The organism is Rhizobium albus (assembly GCA_030160035.1).
GTDB classification, from domain to species: Bacteria; Pseudomonadota; Alphaproteobacteria; order Rhizobiales; family Rhizobiaceae; genus Georhizobium; species Georhizobium albus.
This window is the reverse complement of record BSNO01000004.1, coordinates 272,390-286,618: the sequence shown is the minus strand read 5'-3', so window position 1 is coordinate 286,618 and position 14,229 is coordinate 272,390. Positions and strand designations below refer to the sequence as shown.

At 62.7% G+C, this 14,229-nt stretch carries 15 protein-coding genes; 6 read left to right on the top strand and 9 right to left on the bottom strand.

Annotated elements, in window-relative coordinates:
• Positions 1-78: 78 nt before the first annotated feature.
• The 4 genes from QQL76_RS16660 (at position 79) to arsJ (ending at position 4,071) form a co-directional block, all read left to right on the top strand.
• Positions 79-903 carry a sulfite exporter TauE/SafE family protein gene (locus QQL76_RS16660; protein WP_126007237.1) on the top strand — a complete coding sequence of 275 codons (825 nt, stop codon included), beginning with the start codon at positions 79-81 and terminating at the stop codon, positions 901-903.
• 77 nt (positions 904-980) lie between these two features.
• A complete protein-coding gene (locus tag QQL76_RS16655) occupies positions 981-1,670 on the top strand; it encodes a phosphatase PAP2 family protein (RefSeq protein WP_499208594.1) in 690 nt (229 codons plus the stop codon).
• Positions 1,671-1,786: 116 nt separating this feature from the next.
• The gene (locus QQL76_RS16650) at positions 1,787-2,797 is read left to right on the top strand and encodes an ArsJ-associated glyceraldehyde-3-phosphate dehydrogenase (RefSeq protein WP_499208593.1); all 1,011 of its coding nucleotides are present in this window, start codon (positions 1,787-1,789) and stop codon (positions 2,795-2,797) included.
• A complete protein-coding gene (gene arsJ / locus QQL76_RS16645) occupies positions 2,794-4,071 on the top strand; it encodes an organoarsenical effux MFS transporter ArsJ (protein WP_499208592.1) in 1,278 nt (425 codons plus the stop codon). The genes QQL76_RS16650 and arsJ overlap by 4 nt, the downstream gene beginning before the upstream one ends.
• Positions 4,072-4,104: 33 nt before the next feature.
• Here the strand turns inward: arsJ and QQL76_RS16640 are convergent, their stop codons facing one another.
• Entirely contained in the window at positions 4,105-4,503 is a 399-nt protein-coding gene (locus QQL76_RS16640; RefSeq protein WP_499208591.1) for a RidA family protein, read from the bottom strand.
• Positions 4,504-4,635: 132 nt separating this feature from the next.
• Between QQL76_RS16640 and QQL76_RS16635 the strand changes: the two genes are divergently transcribed.
• Positions 4,636-5,226: a TetR/AcrR family transcriptional regulator gene (locus tag QQL76_RS16635; RefSeq protein WP_404863302.1), complete on the top strand. Its 591-nt coding sequence runs from the start codon at positions 4,636-4,638 to the stop codon at positions 5,224-5,226.
• A 46-nt stretch (positions 5,227-5,272) separates the two neighbouring features.
• Here QQL76_RS16635 and bla read toward each other — a convergent pair whose 3' ends face one another.
• On the bottom strand, positions 5,273-6,157 hold the full coding sequence (gene bla / locus QQL76_RS16630; protein WP_499208590.1) for a serine hydrolase: 885 nt from the start codon (positions 6,155-6,157) through the stop codon (positions 5,273-5,275).
• Positions 6,158-6,305: 148 nt separating this feature from the next.
• Between bla and QQL76_RS16625 the strand changes: the two genes are divergently transcribed.
• Positions 6,306-7,187 (top strand): LysR family transcriptional regulator, encoded by an 882-nt coding sequence (locus QQL76_RS16625; RefSeq protein WP_499208589.1) that lies wholly within the window; start codon positions 6,306-6,308, stop codon positions 7,185-7,187.
• 3 nt (positions 7,188-7,190) lie between these two features.
• Here the strand turns inward: QQL76_RS16625 and gst are convergent, their stop codons facing one another.
• From gst to QQL76_RS16590, 7 genes are all read right to left on the bottom strand, one after another.
• Positions 7,191-7,901 (bottom strand): glutathione S-transferase family protein, encoded by a 711-nt coding sequence (gene gst, locus QQL76_RS16620; RefSeq protein ID WP_499208588.1) that lies wholly within the window; start codon positions 7,899-7,901, stop codon positions 7,191-7,193.
• A gap of 41 nt (positions 7,902-7,942) precedes the next feature.
• Positions 7,943-9,337, bottom strand: coding sequence for a glucuronate isomerase (gene uxaC, locus QQL76_RS16615; RefSeq protein WP_499208587.1), 1,395 nt, complete (start codon positions 9,335-9,337; stop codon positions 7,943-7,945).
• The gene (locus tag QQL76_RS16610; protein WP_499208586.1) at positions 9,337-10,623 is read right to left on the bottom strand and encodes a TRAP transporter large permease; all 1,287 of its coding nucleotides are present in this window, start codon (positions 10,621-10,623) and stop codon (positions 9,337-9,339) included. The genes uxaC and QQL76_RS16610 overlap by 1 nt, the downstream gene beginning before the upstream one ends.
• Positions 10,620-11,120 (bottom strand): TRAP transporter small permease, encoded by a 501-nt coding sequence (locus tag QQL76_RS16605; RefSeq protein WP_499208585.1) that lies wholly within the window; start codon positions 11,118-11,120, stop codon positions 10,620-10,622. Before QQL76_RS16605 ends, QQL76_RS16610 begins: the two co-directional genes overlap by 4 nt.
• A gap of 74 nt (positions 11,121-11,194) precedes the next feature.
• Entirely contained in the window at positions 11,195-12,175 is a 981-nt protein-coding gene (locus QQL76_RS16600) for a C4-dicarboxylate TRAP transporter substrate-binding protein (RefSeq protein ID WP_499208584.1), read from the bottom strand.
• A gap of 22 nt (positions 12,176-12,197) precedes the next feature.
• Positions 12,198-13,436, bottom strand: a complete 1,239-nt coding sequence (locus tag QQL76_RS16595) for an AGE family epimerase/isomerase (protein WP_499208583.1) — start codon at positions 13,434-13,436, stop codon at positions 12,198-12,200.
• Positions 13,433-14,149: a GntR family transcriptional regulator gene (locus QQL76_RS16590; protein WP_499208582.1), complete on the bottom strand. Its 717-nt coding sequence runs from the start codon at positions 14,147-14,149 to the stop codon at positions 13,433-13,435. Before QQL76_RS16590 ends, QQL76_RS16595 begins: the two co-directional genes overlap by 4 nt.
• Positions 14,150-14,229 lie beyond the last annotated feature (80 nt).

The window sequence follows — 14,229 nt, the reverse complement described above, 5'->3', positions numbered from 1 at the left end:
CTTTCAGGTTATAAGGGCGGCGCGACTGCGCCGCCTTTTCTTCTTCATCCTCACACACTTCTTCCCAGGACCCCTTCCATGCTCGACGTTGGCCTGACCGAAGCGCTCACGCTCATCGGTATCCTTGTCGTCACCGGTGCGATCGCCGGTATCATCTCCGGCCTGCTCGGCGTTGGCGGCGGCATCGTCATCGTGCCAGTCCTGTTCTTCGTCTTCATCGGTCTCGACATCGAGGAAGAGGTGCGCATGCATGTGGCGGTGGGCACGTCGCTCGCGACGATCATCTTCACGGGGTTCATGTCGGCGCGTTCGCACTGGAAGAAGGGAAGCGTCGATACCGACCTTCTCAAGCGATGGGGCCCGGCGGTCGCCTTCGGCGTCATCGTCGGCACCGTCATCGGCGGCAATGTCTCGGGCGAAGTGCTGACCATCGTCTTCGCCGTGGTTGCCGCACTCGTTGCCATCAATATGGCGTTCAAGCCTTCAGAAGCTTCCCAGAAGCGCGAGATGCCGAAGAGCCCGCTGAAGGAACTGCTCGGGACGATCATCGGTCTGTTCTCGGTGATGATGGGCATCGGCGGGGGAACGCTTTCGGTACCGATCCTGTCCTTCTTCGCCTATCCCATCCGCAAGGCGGTCGGTACTGCGTCGGCGATCGGCCTCATCATCGCAATTCCGGGCACGATCGGCTATATCTGGTTCGGTCTCGGCGTCGAAGACCTGCCGCCATTCTCGCTCGGCTACGTCAACCTCGCCGGCCTGATCGCAATCATCCCTGCATCGATGCTGACTGCACCGCTCGGCGCGCGCATCGCGCATTCGATCTCGCCGGCAGCTCTGCGCTACTGCTTTGCAGCGTTCCTGGCACTGACCAGCATCCGCATGATCACGAGCGTGCTTTAACGCTTCCTTGACGGCGGTCGGCAATCATCGGGCTCGTTCTCGCGGGCCCTCGGCCCCGCCGGCATGGTGATGGCGCTTTGCGAAAATTATTTCTGGCGCTTGCGCTTCTCGTGTTCATCCTCGCGACGGTGGAATTTCTTGCGGGCGTCCACGCGGTCGACCGCATCCTTCTCTTCGGCCTGCCCGATCCCTTCGGCGCCATTGAGGGCGAGGGCAGGATCGCATCCCTCGCCTGGAGCTTTACGGCACTCGGCAGTCCGGAAATCGTCGCAAGCTTTGCAGCCGCCATGCTCGCCTACGCAGTGCTGGCGCGCCATTTTTCTGCTGCCATCTTTCTGATCGTCGGCATCGCCGGAGGCGCTGTTGCCGGCTATGTCGCCAAGGCCGCTTTCGCCTGGCTGCGGCCGCACCATCTGCACGGCTCCTATTCCATGCTGCATACGAGCTTTCCCTCGGGGCATGCGCTGCTTGCGGCGCTGCTCTTCGGCTCGATCGCGGTGTTTGCCATCCGCGCCACGCCCTATCGACTGCCCAAAATCTGCGCTCTGGGCGCGGCGATCGGTCTGACTGTTCTGGTGGGACTAAGCCGCATCTATCTTCGAACGCATTGGCCGAGCGACGTGATTGCGGGCTGGGCCTTCGCCTATCTCTGGCTGTCTCTCGCGACCGCGGTGAGCTTCGGAGCCCTGTCATCGGCTTCAACCGCCGTCTTCCGCTCTCGGTCGAACGCCGTTGCCGAGGGTGAAGATCAGCCGTTGCGTCATTAAAGGTGGCCTTGCCCGGGAGCATTAATTCGTTTATTCGGGAATTATGGATATGATGTTGGACGGCTTCCGCTGATCCGGCATCCTCATCGACATTTCGGAAAACGGATCCGGCAGCCATGACCCGCATCGCATTGAACGGCCTCGGCCGCATCGGCAAACTTGTCCTGCGGGACCTGATCGACAGTGGGGCCGGCGGTGACATCGTTCTCGTCAACGATGCTATGGGCGACGCTGCGCAGCACGCGCTTCTCATGGAGTTCGACAGTGTCCATGGACGCTGGAACGTGCCGATCGCGCATGACGACGACCATCTCATCCTGGACGGCAAGCGCATTCGGCTAACGCGGGAGAAGACGATCGAGGCGCTGCCGCTTGCCGAACTCGGCGTCGATCTCGTGATCGACTGCACCGGAGTCTTCAAAACGGCGGCGAAGGTCGAGCCCTATCGTTCGGCTGGCGCAAAGAAGGTCGTCGTATCTGCGCCGGTGAAGGATGGCGGTGCGCTGAATCTCGTCTATGGCATCAACCACGATCTCTACGACAAGGATCAGCACTGGCTGGTCACGGCCGCGAGTTGCACGACGAACTGCCTCGCGCCGGTCGTGAAGGTCATCCACGAGTCGATCGGCATTCGCCACGGCTCGATCACCACGATCCATGACGTGACAAACACGCAGACGATTGTCGATCGGCCGGCAAAGGACATGCGCCGCGCACGGTCCGCCCTGATGAACCTGATCCCTACGACCACGGGCAGCGCAACCGCGATCACGCTGATCTACCCCGAACTCAAGGGACGCCTGAACGGCCATGCGGTGCGGGTGCCGCTCCTCAATGCGTCGCTGACGGACTGCGTTTTCGAGGTCGAGCGTCCGACGACGGTGGAGGAGGTGAACGCCCTGTTCAAGGCCGCCGCCGACGGGCCGCTGAGCGGCATCCTCGGCTTCGAAAGCCGGCCTCTGGTCAGCTGCGACTACACCAATGATCGTCGCTCCGGCGTGATCGATGGCCCTTCCACGATGGTCGTGAACGGCACGCAGGTGAAGATCTATGCCTGGTACGACAATGAGTGGGGTTATGCCTGCCGACTGGCGGATATCGTCCGGATGATGGCAGGCTCGATGTGAGCGCCGCTCGTCCCATGCGTGCCTATGTTGCCGTTACGGCGTCCTACTGGGCATTCATGCTCTCGGACGGTGCGCTGCGCATGCTGGTGCTTTTGCACTTCAACGGCCTCGGCTTCACACCGATCCAGTTGGCCTGGCTCTTCCTGCTCTACGAAGTCGCGGGGATCGTCACCAATCTCTATGCCGGGTGGCTCGCCGCACGCTTTGGACTCGCGTCGACGCTCTACGCCGGGCTGACGCTGCAGATCCTGGCGCTCGTCGTTCTGACACAGCTGGATCCCGCCTGGGGCGTTGCCGCCTCCGTGGCATTCGTCATGGCCGTGCAGGGCGTGTCGGGCGTGGCCAAGGACCTGTCGAAAATGTCGTCCAAATCCGCGGTCAAGCTGCTCGCGCCCCAAGGCGACGGCACGCTGTTCCGCTGGGTCGCGCTTTTGACGGGCTCCAAGAACGCCGTCAAAGGGCTCGGCTTCTTCCTTGGCGCGGCACTGCTCGCACTCGCCGGGTTCGAAGCTGCAATTTGGGCAATGGCTGCGATCCTGCTCGTCATCCTCATTGCCGTGGCCCTCTTTCTGCCACCCGGCCTGCCGGCAAAGGACAAGAGCGCCAAATTCGGGGCCTGGCGTTCGTCCGACCCGCGCGTCAATAGGCTGTCGCTTGCCCGCATGTTCCTGTTCGCCGCGCGCGATGTCTGGTTCGTGGTCGGCGTGCCGATCTATTTCCAGGCCGTGTTGTCCGATGGGACCGACGAAGGTCGGCGCTGGGCCTTCTTTGTGATCGGTGGGTTCCTTGCTGCCTGGATCATCCTTTATGGATTCGTGCAGGCGGCAGCCCCGCGCATTCTCAAGGCCGCAACACTTTCGGAGGCAGAGGTCGCCCGCAAGGCCGTCTGGTGGGCCGGGTGCCTCGTGCCGATCCCTCTCGTCCTCGCCGCCAGCGCCTGGCTATCAGGCGAGCCGGCCCCTTGGCTCACCGTCTTTCTGATCGGCGGCCTGTTCGCGTTCGGCTACGTGTTCGCGATCAATTCCGCGGTGCATTCCTATCTGATCCTCGCCTTCGGTGACGCCACGCGCATCACGCGTGACGTCGGCTTCTACTATATGGCGAATGCCGCGGGCAGGCTTCTCGGAACGCTGCTCTCCGGCCTGAGCTATCAGGCCGGCGGATTGCCGCTTTGCCTCGCCACGGCCGGCGCCATGGCTTTCTTGAGCTGGCTGGCTGCGCGCCGCCTGGTGAATGAGCCGCCGGCCATCTCTCCCGTGAGTTTGCCCCAGTGACGCCATTGGCTGAAGAAGACGTGCAGTTGGCGATCAGGCCGCTGTCGGAATGCGGGCGATGACCTTGATTTCGAAGTCGAACCCGGCGAGCCAGTTCACACCGATCGCCGTCCAGTTCGGATAGGGTTTTTCCGGAAAGGCTTCGGACTTCAGCGCCAGAAAAGGCTCGAACTGGGTTTCGGGATCGGTGTGGAAGCTCGTCACGTCGACGACATCGTCGAGGGTGGCACCCGCCGCTGCCAGCGTCGCCTTCAGGTTCTTGAACGCCAACCGCACCTGGGCTTCGTAGTCTGGCTCCGGCGAGCCATCGTCCCGGCTGCCCACCTGACCTGAGACGAACAGGAAGTCGCCGGACTTGATGGCGGGCGAATAGCCGTGCGCGTCGTAAAGCTGGTGGCGGCCGGCGGGATAAACGGGTTCACGAACAGTCATGGGTCAAGGCCCTTTCAAAATTGGGCGCTTCACAAGGGAAGCTGCTTTCATATACGCTACGTATGCAAAATGTTCACATACGTCCCGTATGTCAACTCGCATGGTAAGCTTTCAGTTTTTGCGAGGATGGGAATGTCCGGGAAAAGCCGCGCCGCAATGATGGAAGAGACGCGCGCCAAGCTGATTTCGGCCGGCCGCAAGGCCTTTGCCGAAAAGGGATTTGCCGATGCGTCGATGGACGATCTGACGGCGGATGCCGGGCTTACGCGCGGCGCGCTCTATCATAATTTCGGGGATAAGAAGGGCCTGTTGGCCGCGGTGGTGGCGCAGGTCGACGGCGAGATGGCGGCGAAGGCAAGACAGGCCGCGTCCGGTGCCGAGGATACCTGGGCTGCCCTGGAGGCCGAAGGAGCTGCCTATATCGAGCTCGCGCTCGATCCCGAAATCCAACGCATCGTGCTGCTCGATGGCCCAGCGGTTCTCGGCGACCCGTCGGCGTGGCCGAGCCAGAATGCCTGCCTTGCAGAAACCCGGCGGGCGCTCATGGCACTGGCCGAGGAGGGCCGGCTCAAACCCGTGGACATCGAAGCCGCGGCACGATTGCTGAACGGCGCGGCCTTGAACGCGGCTCTCTACGTCGCCGCCAGCACCGATCCCAAAAAGATCCTGCCCCGCACCGTCGAAGCCTTCAAGGCACTGGCGCGGGGTTTTCTGGCTACGTAGGCCTCGTCTTACGGATAACAGTCAGGTTCAAGCGGGACGTGTTGGTTCAGCGCGCTTCGATCAGCTCGACGAGCGCTGCCCCGATCTCCGTCATTGCGGCATTGCGAGCCTGGAAGTCAGCCGTCGTGTCGGAGAGATAGATCGAGACCACATAGGGCGCTTCATCGGGTGGCGTGACCATGGCCACGAGATTGCGCGTCCGGTTGCCGCTGCCGGACTTGTCTGCCACCAGCCAATCCTCGGGCGTGCTTGCGCGCAGCAGCGCGCCCGTCACACCCCCGATGCTCATCCATTCGATCAGTTGTGCTTGTGACGCAGGGGACAAGCCGTCGCCTAGCAGCATCGTTTCCCAGCTCGCCGCCATGGCAGCGGGTGTCGTGGTGTCGCGTGGATCTCCTTCGGCAAAGGTGTTCATCTCCGGCTCCAAGCGGTCAAGCCGGGTGACGCTGTCGCCGAGGCTGCGCATGAAGGCAGTGACCTCCTGTGGCCCGCCGAGTCGACTGATCAGCAGATTGGCGGCCGTGTTGTCGCTCATGTCGAGCGTCGCTAGGCACAGCTCTCCGATCGTCACGCTTTCTCCGACACGGGTCTCCGCCACGGGCGCATAGTCAAGAATGTCCGACGCCTCGATCTCGAGTGTCTCTGTGAGTGCCAGCTCTCCGATCTCGGCGCGCTGAAGGACCGCGCCGCACAGCACGGATTTGAAGGTGCTGTTCATCATGAACCGTTCGTCTTCCCGGTGCGCCCACTGCCAGTCCGAGCCGCTGTCACGCACGACGATACCGACGCGGGCATCCAAGTTTTCCTCGATCGTCGAGACGACCTCCTGAAGCCGCGCATCGGCATCTTGGGCATTGGCCGCCCCGGCAATCAACAAGCCCATGGTGAAGGCGGCAATGGCTGTCTGTGAGACAATCGAACGTGGCGTCATCGGCAGTTTCCCTCATCTGGTCGCAAAATGTGCATCGCTCTTATCGGAGCGGTGCATCAGATAAACTGATGGCGAATGCATAGACCGCGCTCCAGAACAGTGGCAGACGACAATTTCTTCGATCTGCCATGAGCTCAGGTAATACCCGATGGATCGTCACGACATTCCGCTCAACGCCTTGCGTGTGTTCGAAGTCGCGATGCGGCAAGGGAGCTTCACGCGTGCCGCCATCGAACTGCGTGTGACGCAGGCGGCCGTCAGCCATCAGATCGCGCGGCTGGAGGACATGCTCGGCACGACGCTCTTTCGCCGCACATCGCTCGGGCTCGTGCCGACGGAAGAGGCCTCGGCGCTGTTTCCCGTGCTCGAGCACGGGTTCGATACCATGGCGCGCGCGCTCGATCGCGTGCGCGGCAAACACCACATCGAGGTGCTGCAGATGGGTGTGGTCACGACATTCGCGCTGGGCTGGCTGATGCCGCGGATCGGGCATTTCAACGAGGCGCATCCGGAGATCGATCTGCGCATCTCGACGAACAACAACCGCGTGGAGATCACGCGCGAAGGCCTCGACATGGCCATTCGCTTCGGCGCCGGATCGTGGACCGGACTGGAGGCGGAGCCGCTGCTTGCCGCGCCGATGACGCCGCTCTGTGCACCCGATGTTGCAAAGCGCCTGCGTGTTCCGGACGACCTTACCCGGGAGACGCTGCTGCGCAGCTATCGCAAGGACGAGTGGGAGCAGTGGTTCGAGGCAGCCGGCATAGCCTGCCCGCCGCTCAACGGCCCGGTGCTCGACTCCTCGATTGCCCTTGCCGAGCTGGCAGCTGATGGTTTCGGCGTGGCGCTGCTGCCCTCCGCTATGTTCAACCGACAGATTGCAACCGGTCGTCTCGTGCGGCCATACGATGTGGCGGTTTCAGCGGGCTCCGATTATCTCACGCGCCCAATGGGGAAGGCGGTGACACCTGCGATGGCCAGTTTCGCCGCATGGCTGCGATCGGAGCTTTCCGATGCGAGCGACGCCTAACCTTCATCCATTCCTGGACGTGAGGACCGACGCCATGGAGGCCCCGATTTGGCCGCCTGCATAATCGTCGCCATAGGCGCTCCGGGTTTGCTGGTTGAGTTTCACCAGTGCCGGGTGGGATGACACCCTGCGCGACAAGGCCAAGGTGTGCGGCGCCGTCTCCGCCAGCATCTTCTCGATCCGGTCGAAGCGATCGGCGATCGTGGTCCAGAGCGTTGCCGTGACGATGTCGGCGATCCCCGGAGCGGACCCGCCAAGCAGATATCCGTCATCGGCCGTCAGGCCGTGCTTCGTGCCCAGCACTTCCCAGAACGTCATCCACTTGCGTAGACGGGGGAGGAAGTCCTGCCACCGCTCTTCTGTCCACATGGCCTGGCCGCCATTGAGCGTCAGCTCGTCGATCACGTCATTGGCGTCGTTGACCACTTTCATGGTCAAGGCGCGCAACTCCGGCGTCTTTGGCAGAAGATCCAGTTTCTCGCCGAGATAGAACACGATCGCGGGCATCTGGGAGACCGCGAAGCCACTTTCGCTGTCGATGAGAACCGGAGGGCCCATGAAGGGGACCGGCATGTCGAAGACATTGGCGTCCATCAGTTCCGCGATCGCGGGTTCATCCCACTCGGTCCATTCCACGCCGGCATGGGCAAGGATCGCGCGCACGAACTGGCCGCGAAACGGCACCGACCAGTACAGAAGCTCATAGGAGGCCACGGCACGTCTCCGTCTCGTCTGGCGTGAAGCGTTTCGAGCGCTCAGCCTAACCGATATGCCTTCCTTGCCAAACCGGCCGCAAGATCCTGCGCGATCGCAAAGGCCTCGTCTTCTTCCATGCGGTGCGACGTGACCAGTTCGGCCAAGAAGGCGCAGTCGGTCCGTCGCGCGACATCGTGGCGTGCCTGGATCGAGGTGATGGCGCGTGTGTCGTCGTTGAAACCGGCCGTGTTGTAGAAGCCCGCCGTCTCGGTGACCTGCTGACGATAGCGACGGATGCCTTCGAAGCTGTCGTGGAACCACCAGGGCGGGCCGAGCACGAGTGACGGCCACGCGCCGGCAAGCGGTGCGAGTTCTCGCGTGTAGGTCGTCTCGTCCAGAGTGAAGAGAATAACCCGTAGCTGAGGCTCCAGACCCACCGCATCGAGCATCGGCTTCAGCGCTTCGGTGAAGCTGACAGGAACCGGGATATCGAAACCGCGGTCACGCCCATTGTCGGCAAGAACGGAGCGGGAGTGGTTGCGGTGCGAGCCGCAATGGAGCTGCATGACCATGCCGTCTTCGGCAGACATGCGCGCCATCTCGGTCAGCATCTGCGCACGGAAAAGTTCGGCCTCGCCCGTGCCCAGGCGTCCGGTGCGGGCACGGTCGTAAAGGCTTGCGGCTTCGTTCTGCGGCATGTCGGCGGTGCGCGGCGTTGCATGTCCGTGGTCCGTCGCCGTCGCGCCCAACTCCCGGAAAGCGGCACGCCGCGCGCGGTGAGCGTCGAGATAGCCGGCCCATGTCACTGTCGACATGCCCGAGACTTCTGCCAGTCTTTCCAGGTTATCCGCAAAGCCAGGCTGGTCGGGGTCCGTTACCGCATCGGGACGATAGGTCGGCACGACGCGCCCGTGCCACGCAGACTCGCGGATCTGTCGGTGCCATTGCAGATCGTCCAAGGCACCATCGGTCGTCGCGATGACCTCGATGTTGAACCGGTCATAGAGCCCGTGAGGCCGGAAGCGATCCTCCTGCAACACGGCCTGAATGCGCTCATAGGCGGCATCGGCGGTTTCCGATTGTAGTCGCTCCGAGAACCCGAAGACGTTCTCCAAAGCATGCTCGATCCAAAGCTTGGAGGGCGTGCCGGAGAAGAGATGGAAGTTCGACGCGAATGTACGCCAGATGGCACGTGGATCGGTTTCGGCCCCTTGTCCGATTCCGAGCGCCTCGAACGAGACGCCCTGGCTGACGAGCATGCGGGTAACGTAATGGTCCGGCGTGACGAACAGCGTCGCCGGATCGCTGAATGCCTCATTCGTCGCCCACCAGCGCGGATCGGTATGACCGTGCGGAGAGACGATCGGCAGGTCGGCGACCGTCTCGTAAAGCGCACGGGCGATGCCGCGTGTGGCCGCGTCGGTCGGGAACAATCGGTCGGGATGAAGCGCCATTACATCAGCCAATTGGGGAGGAACAGGACGATCTCTGGAAACAGGATCATGATCGCGACGAGCAGGAGGACCGCAAGCGCCAGCGGAATGAGTTCGATCGAATAGTCCTTGTAGGAACAGTTCAAGATCCCGCAGACCGCGAACATGGACACGCCGAAGGGCGGCGTCATTCCGCCGAAGGTCACGAGCGTCATCATCACCAGTCCGAAATGCACCGGATCCACGCCCGCGGCCGTGACGACCGGTACAAGGATCGGCGTGAGGAGCATGACGAGAACCGTCGCTTCCACCAGCATGCCGAGGACGAGCAGGAAGCCGGCGATGACAAAGAGAAGCACCGTCGGGTCCGAGAGCGTCGTCAAAGCCACTTCGGCGATCGACTGCGGCACGCGCTCGAAGGTGATGACGTAGCCGAAGGTACCGGAGAAGAGGATGATCAGCATGATCATGCCGATATCGTTGATGCTCTTCATCATGGCGTCGATGCAGCCGGCGATCGTCATCTGTCGGTGAATGAAAAAGCCGACGATCAGCGCATAGGCGACGGCGAAAGCGCCCGCTTCCGACGGCGTGAAATAGCCGAAACGGATGCCGACGAGGAGCCAGATGGGAAACATGACCGCCCAGAAGCTCTTGCGGAATTCCTGGCCCACTTCGCGCAGCGTCGGGTAGCGGTCGTTGATCGGCTGGTAGTCACGCTTGACGGCCACCATCCATGTCGTGACCATCAGCACGATGGTCAGCAGGACGCCAGGCACGACCCCGGCGATGAACAGACGGCCGATCGAGACTTCGCCAAGATAGCCGTATAGGATGAGCCCAAGGCTTGGCGGCAGCGTCGCGGTGATGAGCCCGCCGACGGACAGAATTGCAGCGGTGAACCCGCGGCTGTAGCCCTGCTGGATCATTGGGTTTCCAAGGATGCGCGCCTGCATGGCAGCATCGGCGACTGCCGAACCCGAAATGCCGCCCATCAGCGCGGAGAGGATGAGCGTCGACTGCGCGAGCCCGCCGCGCATCCAGCCGGCGACTGTGGTTGCCAGCGCGACGAGCCGCGGCGTGATGCCCGCGCTGTTCATCAGATTGCCGAGCAGGATGAAAAGCGGCACCGCCAGAAGCGGGAAAGACTGGCTTGCGGCAACGATGCGCTGCACTGCCGTGCTTTCCGGCAGAAAGACCGAGGGCAGAAGGAAATAGCTGGAGCCGGCAATACCGATCGCGAAGGCGACGGGCATGCCGAGGATGATCAGGCCAAGAGCAGCCGCGAGGATCAGAGCGGAGATCATAGGACGCCTTCCTTCGCCTCTTGAGTGGGCTCGTATGATGCAATGAACCCCTTGGTCCAGGCCCGACGAAGAAGCGAGATCGCCAAGAGCGCCGAGCCGACGGGCAGGGCGAGCGTGACGAGGCCGTAGCTCAGCCCGGAGGCCCCAAGTGTGCGCTGCCAGTTACCAACCGAAAGATCGAAACCGAGCTTGGCGACGAAGCCAAGGAAGACGAGCATCAGCAGCAGGTTGAAGCCGGCAACCCAACGGCGCAGCGCGACCGGCAAGATATCCGGGAGTGCCGAAACGCGGATGTGTTCGCCATGCTTGGCCGTCAGATCGGCGCCGACCATGCATGTCCAGATCAGAAAGAGCTGTGCGAATTGCGGACCGGACGTGATCGGCGTGCCGATCGACCGACCGATGGCCGTCAACAACACGGCCAGAACCGTCGCGGCAAGCAGTGCGAGCGCGAGCACGAGTTCGATGCGGTCATAGATCTTCCAGAATACGGACATCGGAGCCTCGCTGCCCATCATAGGAGTCGTTCGGGCGGTCCTGACGACCGCCCGAAACTCAGGTCAAATCCGCCTTACTGGGCGGACGGGAGGTAGGGCTGCAGAGCCTCGCGGGCTTCCACCAAGCCGACTTCCTCGTAGACGGAGGCCGTCGCTTCGCGGAAGGGTGCCATGTCGACTTCGTTGAAGACGACGCCTGCCGCTTCCATTTCGGTCTGCACTTCGCCGAGGCGTTCGACAGTCATGCGCGTGGCCTCGTCGCCGGCCGCCTTCAGCTCTTCGTCGATGATCGTGCGGATGTCTTCCGGCAGCGACTCCCACCAGGCTTGCGACGTCGCCAGGCCCGTGAAGAGCTGGATGTGGTTCGTCAAGGCGATGTTGGTCGCGACTTCATGGAGCTTGATGCCATAGGCGCCGGTCAGCTGCGCTTCTGCGCCATCGATCGCGCCAAGCTGGAGCGCCGAATAGACTTCGGACCACGCCATCGGCGCTGCCGTCGCACCCATGGATTCGACCGTCGCGATCCAGCTTGGTGCATCGATGGTGCGCACGCGCACGCCCGAGAGGTCTGCCGGCGCGGTGATCTCCTTCTTGGTGATCATCTGACGCGTGCCCTGGAACCAGTTGTAGTTCAGGAGGCGAATGCCGGAGCTTTCGGCGAGCTCTTCGACCCATTCGCCATAGACGGGAGAATCGGTGATCGCTGCGTATTGCGTGTAGTCGTCGACAAGATATGGCGCGGCCAGAATGCCTAGCTCGGCGTGCAGAGGTGCCAGGCGACCGGCATCGACGAGCGCCGCGATCGGCGCACCGTTGCGGATCTGCTCCAGAACGTCGTTATCTTCGCCAAGCTGCGAGCTCGGGTAGATCGTGACATCGACGCGACCCTCGGAGCGCTCCTCGATGCGCTGTTCGGCACCCTGCATGGCAATGACCAGCGGGTCCTGCAGCGTCTGTGACGTCGAGAGGTTGAGCGAGAATTCCTGTGCCGAGACGACGCCTGCTACGAGTGCGAGCGCAGTTGTCAGTCCAAGTGTCTTCAGTGTGACGTTCATGATCGTTCCTCCTTGATCATTCTCAGTGATTTTCAGCCGTCGGTGACGGGAGCGGCGTCAGCGTCCACAGGCCGGCGCGGGCGCCTTCCGTGACGAAGATGGCGACGTGGTAGAGCAGGCGGCTCAAGGCCTCGGACCAGACAGGTCGGCCATCAGCATCGAGACGGTTGACCCAGACAGACAGACCGGTCGCCGCAGCCGGAGCAAAGAAATGGCGAGCCATGATCGATGCGAGGCCGCGTGCGCGCGCTGCATCACCAGTCTCAGCAAGACGTGCATGGCGGGCCGCGTAGAATTTGCCGGCTTCCGTCAACGGCCAGAGAAGATGCGTGTGCTCGGTGACCTGACCTCGAGCATCGAGCGCATCGAAAGGAAGGCCTTCCAAGGGACCGGAGTGCGGTGCCAGCCCATGCCGCTCAACGAAGGCGATCATCGGGTCGGCCAAAGATCGCGCATCGTTCACGCCGGCCAGATCGGCGTAGCGATGAAGCAGCCAGGCCCATTCATACTGATGACCCGGCTCGCGCCGCTCGCCATCCGCGTCGGCGAGGCTCTGCAAGTCATGGCCGACGAATTCGCGCACCGCGCCCGTCGTTTCATCGATGAAAAAGCGGCGGCCGACATCGGGCATGGCTTCCGCGCGTTCCAGCCAGACGCGATCGCCGGTCATCTCGAAAGCCTGCAGCAGCGCTTCGAACATGTGCATGTGCGGATTCTGGGCGCGCAGATCGCCGGGCTTGGCGCCCGCGGCCGCCATGACATCGTCTTCCCAGAGCGCACCGGTGCCGGGATCGGTCAGGCGCTGCGATATGAAGTTCCAGCATTCGTCGATCCGGTGTTGCGACACCGAATTAGGCGCGGCCTTCTGCAGGGTTACGAGCGCCAGGAGCACGAAGGACTGATCATAGGTTCGGCGAACCTGAGACATCGGATCGGCCAAGGGCTGACCATCGCGCGAAACGCTGAAACGGTAACCGCCGTCCGCGTCGCGAAGGTGCCCATCGAGAAAGCGGTACGTATCGAGCGCTGCATCGAGCAATCGCTGGTCGCCGGCGACAAGATGGAGATGAGCGAGGGTGAACGCGAGGCGCGCATGAACGAGCGTGGTCTTTGCATCGCCTTCGACCGGGCGACCATCGAGGGCGAGCCGATCGAAGATGCCACCATGCACTTGGTCACGCGCAAGCTGCAGCCAGCGCGGCACGAAGGACGAAGCGAAGTTGGCGACGTCGAATGGCGCGATGGGGACCACGACACTCATGGCGCTTCAACGCGTTCGTCGAAGAAGGCAGGCAGGGCGGCGATCACGGCTGGGAGATCGTCGAGAATCTGCCGCAGATGCGACCGCATCGCGCCTTCGGCGCCATCGCCGTCGCCATTGCGGATCGTCCGAGCGACATCTTCATGCTGCGAGAGGAGCTGGCGCAATGGGAACTGCTTGGCGCTCAGATGGCGCACGCGGTCCATCTGCGTCTTCAGTGGCTGCAGAATATCCCAGCTTGCACCCTGCCCCGCTTCAGATGCCAGCAGCCGGTGAAACCGTTCGTCGAGCTGGATGAATGTCGTGGGGTCGTCGTCCTCGACGGTGGCGCGCTGGCGGAGGATCAGGTCGTCCAGCTCCCGCAGAAACCCTTCTTTCGGCCGCGCCGCGAGAATCCGGACAATGTCCGCCTCGACGGCTTCGCGCACGAACCGGGCGGACATGACGGCGGCAACGTTGATCTGGCTGACATAGGTGCCGCGCTGTGGCCGGATCTCGACGAGGCTTTCCTCGGACAATTTGATGAAAGCTTCGCGCACCGGCTGGCGGCTGACCGCATAGGACGCCGCGACATCGACTTCGGAAAGCCGCGTGCCCGGAACAAGGTCACCTTTCACGATACGCTCACGCAACAGGCGATAGAGACGCGGGCCAACAGGCTGCCCTCGTTCCTCGTCACGTGTTTGCAGTGCCAATGCGTCTCGCAAGTTCACGGTGATCTCCTCCGCGCCAAGCAATGAACCATACTACCATACTAGTCAACATCAAAGCGTGGTGCTATCTGATGGCGGGT

Bases quoted from the DNA above. Each gene is read 5' to 3' on its own strand.
- bla (WP_499208590.1), bottom strand. From the start codon at position 6,157: ATGACGCCACGTTCGATTGTCTCACAGACAGCCATTGCCGCCTTCACC.
- uxaC (WP_499208587.1), bottom strand. From the start codon at position 9,337: ATGGCGCTTCATCCCGACCGATTGTTCCCGACCGACGCGGCCACACGC.
- QQL76_RS16600 (WP_499208584.1), bottom strand. From the start codon at position 12,175: ATGAACGTCACACTGAAGACACTTGGACTGACAACTGCGCTCGCACTC.
- QQL76_RS16660 (WP_126007237.1), top strand. From the start codon at position 79: ATGCTCGACGTTGGCCTGACCGAAGCGCTCACGCTCATCGGTATCCTT.
- QQL76_RS16610 (WP_499208586.1), bottom strand. From the start codon at position 10,623: ATGATCTCCGCTCTGATCCTCGCGGCTGCTCTTGGCCTGATCATCCTC.
- QQL76_RS16595 (WP_499208583.1), bottom strand. From the start codon at position 13,436: ATGAGTGTCGTGGTCCCCATCGCGCCATTCGACGTCGCCAACTTCGCT.
- QQL76_RS16635 (WP_404863302.1), top strand. From the start codon at position 4,636: ATGTCCGGGAAAAGCCGCGCCGCAATGATGGAAGAGACGCGCGCCAAG.
- QQL76_RS16650 (WP_499208593.1), top strand. From the start codon at position 1,787: ATGACCCGCATCGCATTGAACGGCCTCGGCCGCATCGGCAAACTTGTC.
- QQL76_RS16605 (WP_499208585.1), bottom strand. From the start codon at position 11,120: ATGTCCGTATTCTGGAAGATCTATGACCGCATCGAACTCGTGCTCGCG.
- QQL76_RS16640 (WP_499208591.1), bottom strand. From the start codon at position 4,503: ATGACTGTTCGTGAACCCGTTTATCCCGCCGGCCGCCACCAGCTTTAC.
- QQL76_RS16625 (WP_499208589.1), top strand. From the start codon at position 6,306: ATGGATCGTCACGACATTCCGCTCAACGCCTTGCGTGTGTTCGAAGTC.